Genomic DNA, 9469 nt, shown 5'->3' with positions numbered 1-9469 from the left:
CCCCCCCCCCCCCCCCCCCGCGCCCCCCCCCCCCCCCCCCCCCCCCCCCCCCCCGGGCACGGGCCAAAACCACTCAGGGCCTCGTAAGACTCGGCACCGCCGTGGTTGCGTTCGGGTTCGGATGTGAGCACCGCCGAGGGCCTCGTAAGACTCGGCGCCGCCGTGGTCGGGTTGGCTTTCGGTGCAAACCGCATGCGTGTGGGGGTACGGAATGCAACTGATCGGAGCCTCAGCCGACCCGGACCGGGACGTTCGCCCAGCCGGCCACGTTCGTCGTCGTGGCCCGGCGCAGGCCCGCGCGGTCCACGGTGTACTCGGGCATGATGTCGAGCAGGGCGTCGAGTGCGATCCGGCCTTCCATCCGGGCCAGGGCCGCGCCGAGGCAGCTGTGGATGCCGTAGCCGAAACCCAGGTTGTGCCCGGAATGCGGGCGGTCGATATCGAAGCGGCCGGCGTCGTGGAAGGCGTTCTCGTCGCGGGTGGCCGAGGCCAGCAACATCAGGACGTAGCTGCCCTGCGGGATCGTCCGGTCGTGCAGGTGCACCTCGCGCCGGGTGTAGCGCAGGTCGTACTGCACCGGGCCGTCGTAGCGCAGGACTTCTTCGAACGCACCCGGGATTTTCGACCTGTCGGCGCGCAGGGCCTGCCATTGCTCCGGATGGTCGGCGAAGAGTACGGCGGCGATACCGATGAACTTCGCGACGGTTTCGGCGCCCGCACCGCCCAATAGCGAGATAAAGCCGGCGATTTCGAGGTCGGTGAGTTTGGTCGCGACCCCGTCGCCGCGATCCACTTCGGCCTCGATGAGGCGGCTGATCATATCGTCGCGGGGGCGGGCCCGGCGTTCCATGATCAGCCCGAAGTGGTAGCGGCCGACCTCCTGCAGGGCCTCTCTCGCTTCGGGGCGCATCCCGGTTTCCCCGGGCCGCCGTTCCAGCGGAATGGCATGCAACTCGCGGAGCCGGGCCCGGTCTTCGGCGGGTACACCGAGCATCGAGCTGATCACTTCGATGGGGAAGTGGGTGGAGAAATCGGCCACCACATCGAATTCCCCGGCAGGGATCCGGGCGGCGAACGTCGCGATGATCTCCCGGATCATCGGCTCCAGTTCCGCGATCGCGCGCGGGGTGAACACCTTGCGCACCAGATTGCGCATCCGGGTGTGCTCGGGCGGATCCATCATGATCATCATCGGGATTTCCGGTTTGACGTATTCCGGATCCAGGACCATATCCAGCGTGATGCCTTCGGCCGAGGAATAGGTTTCGAAGTCCTTCATGCCGGGCGCCACGTCGGCGTAGCGCGACAGCGCCCATAGCCCGTACCGGGGATTGAAGTGGGCGGGCGCCTCCGCGCGGAGGCGGCGGTAGATTTCGTGCGGCTCGCGGAAGAATTCCTCGGAGAACGGATCGAAGTCGATCTCGCCACCCGAAACACAGGTGTCCGTCATCGGACTCACCTCGATGCAGCTAGAGCTGGATGGAACGTGCCGCGTCGAGCTGTCCGGGGAGGTCGCGGTGCGAGGAGGCTGTCGGACCGGTCGGAGCGGTACCGATAAAGTGTTACATAACTTACAAAAAGTGTAAAGGATGTAAATGGCACCCGATGAGAGCTCGAACTCCTCGACCCGGACGCGGATCCTGCGGGCGACCTTCGAGGTGCTGAGCCGGCACGGTCACAGCAAACTGAACCTGTCCGATGTCGCGGCGACAGCGAAGGTTTCGCGGCCGACGCTGTACCGATTCTTCTCCTCGAAGGAGGAACTGCTCGCCGCTTTCGGCCGATTCGAGCAGCAGAACACCGAGGACGCTTTCGCGGCAGCGACCGCGGGGCTCACCGGCGCCGCCCGGCTGGACGCGGCCCTGCGTTACATGGTCGACCATCAGAACTCGTATTCGCTGGCCCGGCTCGTCGATGTGGAACCCGATCATGTCCTGGCGGAACTGACCCGGGTGATACCGGTGATGCGCGATCTCATCCGTCCCATGATCGACGGTGACAACGCCGATGTCGTAGCCGCGGCGATCGTCCGTCTCGCGGCCTGTCACTACGTGGTCCGCAGTGACGACCAGGCGACCTTCCTCGCGCAGTTGCGGCATGTGGCGGGTATCCCATCCGCGGGGCTGGAAATAGATAGTTAGCCTATGTAAGAATATTCGAGTGCAGCCGAACCCGGTGACCGATGTGGACGACACCGTCGTCGATCTACTGGTCACCGCGGGTCGGCTCACCCGTGCGGCGGGAACGCTCAGCGCCGACGACCTGCCGCGCGCGACAGTGCGCGCACTCGCCGTGCTCGAGGAACACGGTGCGCTGCGCGTCAGCGAATTCGCTCGTATCGACCGCACGTCACAACCCACGGCGACCGCGCTGATCGCGCGGTTGGTAGGGGAGGGTTACGCCTCCCGTCACCGCGACCCGGACGACTCCCGCGCCGTCGTCATCGCACTCACCCCGGCCGGGCAGGCCCGGCTCGCCGCCTCCCGCGCGGCCATGCGGGACGCGCTACCGGATCCGCTCCCCGGATTCGACGCCGCGCGCCTGACAGCACTCGCCGCGGACCTGCGGGAACTACTGGCGACGATCCGGGAATCGACCGGCAAACCTACGTAACCGAGGAAACACCGATGAGCATCACAACCAGGACGGCCACCGCGCCGGACAGTATGAGCGCGTCAGGCCCGGAGGCGGCAGCGCAGCGTAACCACGCAGGGCCCGCGCTCATACTCGATCAACACAGCACATCGACCGGGCAACCGAAAGCGGTCTGGGCGGTCGCCTTCGCCAGCGTTATCGCGTTCATGGGTATCGGCCTGGTCGACCCGATCCTCAAACCCATCGGCGAACAGCTCAACGCGTCGCCGTCGCAGGTATCGCTGCTGTTCACCAGCTATATGCTCGTCACCGGCGTCGCCATGCTCGTCACCGGCGTGGTGTCCAGCCGGTTCGGCGCGAAGAAAACACTGCTGGCCGGGCTGGCACTGATCATCGTCTTCGCCGCCGCGGCGGGACTGTCCGATACGGTCGCGCAGATCGTCGGGTTCCGGGCCGGTTGGGGCCTGGGCAACGCGCTGTTCATCGCGACCGCGCTCGCCACGATCGTCGGAGCGGCGACCGGTGGGGTCGCGCGGGCCATCATTCTGTACGAGGCCGCCCTCGGTATCGGTATCGCCACCGGGCCGCTGGTCGGTGGCCTACTCGGCGGCATCAGCTGGCGGGGACCGTTCTTCGGTGTTTCGGTGCTGATGGCGATCGCCTTCATCGCCATCGTCGTGCTGCTCCCCGACGGGCCGCGGGCCGCGAAACCGACCTCACTGGCCGCGCCCTTCAAAGCGCTGCGCCACCGCGGGCTGCTGGTCGTGAGCATTACCGCGCTGCTCTACAACTTCGGCTTCTTCACGCTGCTCGCCTACACCCCGTTCCCGCTGGATATGGGCACCTACGCGATCGGCTTCATCTTCTGCGGCTGGGGCATCCTGCTCGCGATCTCCTCGGTGTTCCTCGCCCCGAAACTGCAGGCCCGGTTCGGCACCCTGCCGATGATCGCGCTGGCGGTCGGGCTGTTCGCCGCCGACCTGGCGGTGATGGCGCTGTTCGCCGAGCACAAGCCGGTACTGATCGCCGGCGTGGTCATCGCGGGCCTCTTCCTGGGCGTCAACAACACCCTGATCACCGAGGCCGTCATGATCTCCGCGCCGGTGGAACGCTCCACCGCGTCCGCGGCCTACAGCTTCGTCCGCTTCGCCGGCGGTGCCGCCGCGCCGTGGCTGGCCGGCAAACTCGGCGAGACCAGTATTTCGCTGCCGTTCTGGGTGGGCGCCGCCTGTACCGCCGTGGGCGTTGTGGTGCTGCTCGCCGGGCGATCCGCCCTGGCCCATATCGACGACCACGACCCCGCCCCGCACAGTATCGAGGAAGCGCAGGCGGTGACGGTCGGAGACTGACCTTCACAAGAGGTTCGCAGGCAGGCCCCGCCCACCCGGCGGGGCCTGCTCGTTCCGCGGCCGCCGTTTTGCCCGATCGCATCGCCGAGGGATGGCTCACCCGGGCGTAGGGTCGCAGGTATGACCGAGGCGCAGCGAGACGAGGTCCGGGTCGAGACGAGCCAGAAGCGGGTGCGGGTCTACTTCGGCGGGCAGCTGGTCGCCGATACGCTCCGGCCCGCGTTGGTCTGGGAGATCCCCTACTACCCGGCGTACTACATACCGGCCGCCGATCTGCGCGCGAAACTCGAACCCGACGGTACGGTCCATCCGTCCCGGCGTTTCGGTGACGGGATCGGATACGACGTCGTGGTCGACGGCGCGACCGCGCGCGGCGCGGCCCGGAGTTATCCCGACTCACCGGAGCTGAGCGACCTGGTCCGCCTCGAGTGGACGGCGATGGACGAATGGTTCGAGGAAGACGAACCGATCTACGTCCACCCCCGCGACCCGTACTCGCGGGTGGATATCCTCGCCAGTTCCCGGCATATCCGAGTGGAAATCGATGGGGTCACGGTGGCGGATTCGCGCAACCCACGGATTCTGTTCGAAACCGGTCTCCCCGCTCGGTACTACCTGCCGCTCACGGATATCCGGATGGACCTCCTGCGCTCGTCGGACACGCGTACCGGCTGCCCGTACAAGGGCAACGCCGACTACTGGAACATCGAGGTCAACGGCACCGTATACCCCGACCTGGCCTGGATCTACCGCACCCCGACCCCGGAGAGTCAGAAGATCGCCGGACTGGCCTGCTTCTACAACGAGAAGGTCGACCTGTACATCGACGGCGAATTACAGGACCGGCCGAAGACACCGTTCGGGTAGGCCGACGCGCCCATCGGCGGGTCGCAGCCGCCCGGGTTACGTGCCGGGATCGCGTAGCCACTTGTGCTTTTCCGCGCAGTGCCGGGCGGTGGCGAGGACGTTGGCCAGGGCGGGTGAGGGATCGGTCGCGCGCCACAGTATCGAAAGGTCCGCCAGGATCGGCGGATCGACCACGTCACGGACAACGATGCCGGCGGCGGTTGTCGCGGCGTGTTCGGCGAACGACGCCGGGGCCAAACCGATCTCGCGTCCGCCGGCGAGCCGGGCGAGCATGGCGTACACCGGCGGTGCGTCGAATGCGCAGATCTCGGGTTCGAAGCCCGCTTCCCGGAAGGCGGCGACGATGCCGTCGTAGTAGACCGGGGCGAGGTGACGCGGGAACAGCAGCAGCGTCTCGTCACGGAGGGCGGCCACCGGGATCCGCGGGGTATCGGCGAGGTGGTGGCGGATGCTGAGCAGTGCGGCAACGGTTTCCTGGCGCAGGATCTCGCCGGCTACCCCGTCGACCGGCTGCGGTGCGAGTGCGAGACCGATATCCAGTTCGCCGGCCCGGATCCGTTCGGGAATCTCGGCGCTGAAGAATTCGCGGGCGTCGACCATCAGATCGGGGTGGTCCTCGCGCAGCGCTTCCAGAAGCGTGGTGAGGGTGTCGAAGCCGGTCACCGGGGTGTAGCCCAGCCGGATCGTCGTCGCGACCCCCGACCCGGCCAGCCGGGTGAGCTGCACGGCTTGTTCCAGCGCGGCCAGCGCTTTCGGCGCCTCGCGAACCAGTGTCCGGCCGGCGGCGGTGAGCTGCACCCGGCGGCTCGAACGGGCGAACAGCGGGGTACCGAGGGTTTCCTCGAGTTTCCGGATCTGATGACTCAGCGACGGCTGGGCGATGTAGAGACGGGTGGCCGCGCGACCGAAGTGGAGTTCCTCGGCGACGGCCAGGAAATAGCGGAGCAGGCGGGGGCTGATATCGATAGACAAATCCTACCGATCGGCGTCCGAACAAGTCTTGGACGCCCACCGGTCGGCCGCCGTACGGTCGGTTTCAGGCCACGGAAGAAGGACACAGCGTGACGCGCACCGGCAAGCTCGGGACAGCAGGGAGTGATCCGATCGATGTTTCGGCGATCGAGTTCGGGATCGACAGTTTCGGCGACCTGCCCCGCAACGACCGAGGGGAGATCGTCTCGCACGCGCAGGCGATTCGTGCCACCGTCACCGAGGCGGTCTTGGCCGATCAGGCCGGTATCGATGTGATCGCGCTGGGCGAGCACCACCGGCCGGATTACGCGATCTCCAGCCCGGAAACGGTGCTGGCCGGTATCGCGACCGCCACGAAGCGCATCCGGCTCGCCTCGGGAGTGACGGTGCTGTCCTCGGACGATCCGGTGCGAGTATTCCAGCGATTCGCCACCGTCGACGCGCTCTCGGGCGGCCGGGCCGAGGTGATCCTCGGACGGGGGTCGTTCACCGAGTCGTTCCCGCTGTTCGGGTACGACCTGTCGGATTACGAGGTGCTGTTCGAGGAGAAGATCGACCTGTTCCACCGGCTCCTGGACGAGAAACCGGTCACCTGGGCGGGCACCACCCGGGCCGCCCTGCACGAGGCGGATGTGTACCCGAAGACCGAATCGGGACGTATCGGCACCTGGGTCGGGGTCGGCGGGACACCACAATCGGTCCTTCGCGCCGCCCACTACGGGTTCGGGCTCATGCTCGCCATCATCGGCGGTGCCCCGGCTCGCTTCGCGCCCTTTGTCGAGCTGTACCGGCGGGCGCATGAGCAGCTCGGCACCACCGCGCAGCCGGTCGGGATGCACTCGCCCGGCTTCGTCGCCGCCACCGACGAAGAGGCCAAGGAACTGTTCTACCCCGGATACCGGGAAATCCACGACCGCATCGGGGCACTGCGTGGCTGGCCACCGCTGCGCCGGCAGGCATTCGACGCCGAGGTCGAACACGGATCGCTGTACGTCGGTTCGGTGGAAACGGTCGCGGCCAAGATCGCCGAGGCGATCCGGGTGCTCGAGGTGGGCCGGTTCGACATGATCTACTCCGCCGCCGGTACCGTTTCCGCGACTGCCCGGCTGCGATCGGTCGAGCTGTACGGCACCCAGGTGATCCCCAGGGTCCGCGAACTGCTGGCCGACCAGCCCATCGCGGCCCGAGCAGCGACGCCGCCCTACGAGAGGACACCTTGATGGCCGAGGGATTGATCGACAAAACCGGTGCAGCGGTGACCGTCGGACTCGAGATCGCCGATCCGATCAGCTCCTTCACCGTGAGTCTCGCGGGTGGAGCACCCGTCGGCCGGGCCGATTTCGTCGATGCGCCCGGCGCGGCCGGTACGCGGATCTTCTTCCACACCGAGGTGGACCCGGAGTTCGGCGGGCGCGGACTGGCCGGGCTGCTGGTGCGCGAGGCGCTCGCCGACAGCATTCGCCACCACCTCACCGTCGTTCCGGTATGCCCGCTGTTCGCGCGCCATCTGCGGACACACGGCGATGAATTCGTCGCGGCCGGTGGTGTGTTCCGCGGGCCGGTACCTGCCGATATGGATCTGGTCACGCGCGCCACCCGCAGTGAGGCGTGAGGGTGTACGCGACCGCGTGATCCGGCGCCGCGTCACACAGGCACACTGTCTCCGGTCGGTGGTGTGCGGATCGCGCCACGACAGCGGTATCGGATGCGGAAGACGGGTGTGGCCGTCGCCGCGAGAATGGAGTGACCATGCGTCCGTCCTTGGACAGAGTGATGCCCGAGGCATGGAAGGCTGCGGACGCGTTCGCGGCGGGTATTCGCGAGGCCGCGACGCAGCGCGGACTCTCGGTCCAGGAGTCCGAGTTCATCAAGCTGCGGGTATCCCAGCTCAACGCGTGCGCGTTCTGTATCGACCTGCACTCGCGCGAGGCGCGGCGGGCCGGGATACCGCAGCAGAAATTGGATTTGCTGCCGGCCTGGCGGGAGACCGCATTGTTCGACGACCGGCAGCGGGCGGTGCTGGCCATCGCCGAATCCGCTACCCGGCTGCCCCTCACCGAAGAGTCGGAGGCCGATCTCGCCGGTGCCCGGTCGGTGCTCGGCGAGGAGGTATTCGTCGCGGCCGAATGGGTGGCGGTCGCGATCAACGCGTTCAACCGGATCTCGATCCTCAGCGGGCATACGGTCCGTCCCCGCGATAACGAAGGGAAGGTCATCCGATGACCGATCTCGACCCGCACCCCGAGCTGAAAGTCCTGGATCGCGGGCAGCCGTGCACGGCGACCGAGATCCTCGAGCCGCGCCGCGTACCCCTCGGCGGTGTGCGGGAGATGAACGTATACCGGACCCTCCCGCAACGGCAGCGGTCACTGGTGGGGGCGTGGTGCTTTCTCGACCACTACGGTCCCGACGATGTCTCGCTGACCGGTGGTATGCAGATGCCGCGGCATCCGCACACCGGGCTGGCGACGGTGTCCTGGCTGTTCACCGGGCGGGTCGAACATCTCGACTCCGGTGGTAACGCGGCCTCGGTCGTACCGGGCGAGCTCAACCTGATGATCGCGGGCCGCGGTATCACCCACCAGGAACTCAGCAACCCCGATACGAGCACCCTGCACGGCGTGCAGCTCTGGTACGCGCTGCCCGACGAGACGCGGTTCAGCGAGAACGCGTTCGCGCACTACCGGCCGGAGCCGGTCGCACTCCCCGGCGGCACGGCGCGCGTATTCATCGGAGCGCTCCTCGGCTCGGTCTCGCCGATCGACACCCGGACACCCGACCTGCTGGGCGCCGAACTGATCCTCGAACCCGGCGCCTCGGCGCGGCTCACCGTGCGAACCGACTTCGAACACGCGGTCCTCGCCGAGAACGCGGAGGTCACGGTGAACTCGGCCGTCGTCGGCCGGCGTTCGCTCGCCTACGTCCCACCCGGCTCCGACACCCTGGTCGTCACCGCGGGCGATACCGGAGCCCGCGTCATCCTGCTGGGCGGTGTCCCGCTGGGGGAGCCGATCGTGATGTGGTGGAACTTCATCGGCCGCGATCACGACGAGATCGCCGAATTCCGCCGCCGCTACCAAGCAGAGCTCGGCTTCGAACCCGCCGACCCGGCGGATACCGGCAAACCTGCCTTGTTCGGCGAATTCCCGCCCGACCAGCCACCGCCACTCCCGGCTCCACCGCTACCGAACTCCAGGCTGGTCCCACGCGAGTAGCGTGCGGCCGAGCCGGGTCTGCCCGAACGCCGACGCTCGCTGAAGCCGGTACCCCTCGGGCAGCTACGCCTGCCGCGCGGATCCTGCCTCATTCACAGGCGACGGCCAGCCGGGTGAGCAGGCCGCGGAAGCGCGCAGCGTCCCCGGTCGACAGCGCGGAATCGAGGAGTTCGTCCTCGACGGTCCTGATTTTTCGCTTGACCTCGTTGTGCAAGGTACGGCCGGCGTGGGTGATGCGGACGGTGTGTTGTCGTTGATCGCCGCCCCGTTCTCGGCTGAGGATTCCCCGGGCGGCCAGATCTTCCAGGTGACGGCCCAGTCGCGTCGGGGGGGGGCGGTGCGTGCGATGCCGTCGTGAAGCCGTACGACCGGCGCTGGTGGGGCGGCCCGCCGGGCAGCGACGCCGAAACCCGGGATTACGCCGGGCGTAGCTCGCGACGCTTGCCGGAGTGAGCGTGGAGTACATCACGC

Annotated in this window: 11 protein-coding genes; 8 read left to right on the top strand and 3 right to left on the bottom strand. The window is 67.8% G+C overall.

Features of this window, described 5'->3' with window-relative positions; genetic code table 11:
- Window positions 1-229: 229 nt before the first annotated feature.
- The gene (locus tag QH276_RS00270; RefSeq protein ID WP_280399325.1) at window positions 230-1450 is read right to left on the bottom strand and encodes a cytochrome P450; all 1221 of its coding nucleotides are present in this window, start codon (window positions 1448-1450) and stop codon (window positions 230-232) included.
- Window positions 1451-1595: 145 nt separating this feature from the next.
- Between QH276_RS00270 and QH276_RS00265 the strand changes: the two genes are divergently transcribed.
- From QH276_RS00265 to QH276_RS00250, 4 genes are all read left to right on the top strand, one after another.
- Window positions 1596-2141, top strand: coding sequence for a TetR/AcrR family transcriptional regulator (locus QH276_RS00265; RefSeq protein ID WP_280399326.1), 546 nt, complete (start codon window positions 1596-1598; stop codon window positions 2139-2141).
- 19 nt (window positions 2142-2160) lie between these two features.
- On the top strand, window positions 2161-2613 hold the full coding sequence (locus QH276_RS00260; RefSeq protein ID WP_280399327.1) for a MarR family winged helix-turn-helix transcriptional regulator: 453 nt from the start codon (window positions 2161-2163) through the stop codon (window positions 2611-2613).
- Window positions 2614-2627: 14 nt separating this feature from the next.
- Window positions 2628-3944 carry an MFS transporter gene (locus QH276_RS00255; RefSeq protein ID WP_280399328.1) on the top strand — a complete coding sequence of 439 codons (1317 nt, stop codon included), beginning with the start codon at window positions 2628-2630 and terminating at the stop codon, window positions 3942-3944.
- 120 nt (window positions 3945-4064) lie between these two features.
- Window positions 4065-4811 carry a DUF427 domain-containing protein gene (locus QH276_RS00250; protein WP_280399329.1) on the top strand — a complete coding sequence of 249 codons (747 nt, stop codon included), beginning with the start codon at window positions 4065-4067 and terminating at the stop codon, window positions 4809-4811.
- A gap of 36 nt (window positions 4812-4847) precedes the next feature.
- On the opposite strand, the gene QH276_RS00245 is transcribed toward QH276_RS00250, so the two are convergent.
- Window positions 4848-5783 carry a LysR substrate-binding domain-containing protein gene (locus QH276_RS00245; RefSeq protein ID WP_280399330.1) on the bottom strand — a complete coding sequence of 312 codons (936 nt, stop codon included), beginning with the start codon at window positions 5781-5783 and terminating at the stop codon, window positions 4848-4850.
- A gap of 89 nt (window positions 5784-5872) precedes the next feature.
- On the opposite strand from QH276_RS00245, the gene QH276_RS00240 reads away from it, so the two are divergent.
- From QH276_RS00240 to QH276_RS00225, 4 genes are all read left to right on the top strand, one after another.
- Complete coding sequence (locus QH276_RS00240; protein WP_280399331.1) at window positions 5873-7003, top strand: LLM class flavin-dependent oxidoreductase; 1131 nt, start codon at window positions 5873-5875, stop codon at window positions 7001-7003.
- The gene (locus QH276_RS00235) at window positions 7003-7395 is read left to right on the top strand and encodes a GNAT family N-acetyltransferase (RefSeq protein ID WP_280399332.1); all 393 of its coding nucleotides are present in this window, start codon (window positions 7003-7005) and stop codon (window positions 7393-7395) included. Before QH276_RS00240 ends, QH276_RS00235 begins: the two co-directional genes overlap by 1 nt.
- Before the next feature lie 137 nt (window positions 7396-7532).
- Complete coding sequence (locus tag QH276_RS00230) at window positions 7533-8006, top strand: carboxymuconolactone decarboxylase family protein (RefSeq protein ID WP_280399333.1); 474 nt, start codon at window positions 7533-7535, stop codon at window positions 8004-8006.
- Window positions 8003-8998, top strand: a complete 996-nt coding sequence (locus QH276_RS00225; RefSeq protein WP_280399334.1) for a pirin family protein — start codon at window positions 8003-8005, stop codon at window positions 8996-8998. The genes QH276_RS00230 and QH276_RS00225 overlap by 4 nt, the downstream gene beginning before the upstream one ends.
- Before the next feature lie 88 nt (window positions 8999-9086).
- Here QH276_RS00225 and QH276_RS35410 read toward each other — a convergent pair.
- A partial coding sequence (locus QH276_RS35410; protein ID WP_432278777.1) for a hypothetical protein occupies window positions 9087-9469 on the bottom strand: 383 nt, incomplete at its 5' end.

Source organism: Nocardia carnea, from assembly GCF_029869215.1.
In the GTDB taxonomy this organism is placed as follows: Bacteria; Actinomycetota; Actinomycetes; order Mycobacteriales; family Mycobacteriaceae; genus Nocardia; species Nocardia carnea_B.
The sequence above is the reverse complement of the archived record's forward strand: the minus strand, read 5'-3'. Positions and strand labels throughout refer to the sequence as shown.

Coding starts and splice junctions, on each gene's coding strand:
- QH276_RS00265 (WP_280399326.1), top strand. CDS start 1,596: ATGGCACCCGATGAGAGCTCGAACTCCTCGACCCGGACGCGGATCCTG.
- QH276_RS00255 (WP_280399328.1), top strand. CDS start 2,628: ATGAGCATCACAACCAGGACGGCCACCGCGCCGGACAGTATGAGCGCG.
- QH276_RS00250 (WP_280399329.1), top strand. CDS start 4,065: ATGACCGAGGCGCAGCGAGACGAGGTCCGGGTCGAGACGAGCCAGAAG.
- QH276_RS00270 (WP_280399325.1), bottom strand. CDS start 1,450: ATGACGGACACCTGTGTTTCGGGTGGCGAGATCGACTTCGATCCGTTC.
- QH276_RS00230 (WP_280399333.1), top strand. CDS start 7,533: ATGCGTCCGTCCTTGGACAGAGTGATGCCCGAGGCATGGAAGGCTGCG.
- QH276_RS00235 (WP_280399332.1), top strand. CDS start 7,003: ATGGCCGAGGGATTGATCGACAAAACCGGTGCAGCGGTGACCGTCGGA.
- QH276_RS00225 (WP_280399334.1), top strand. CDS start 8,003: ATGACCGATCTCGACCCGCACCCCGAGCTGAAAGTCCTGGATCGCGGG.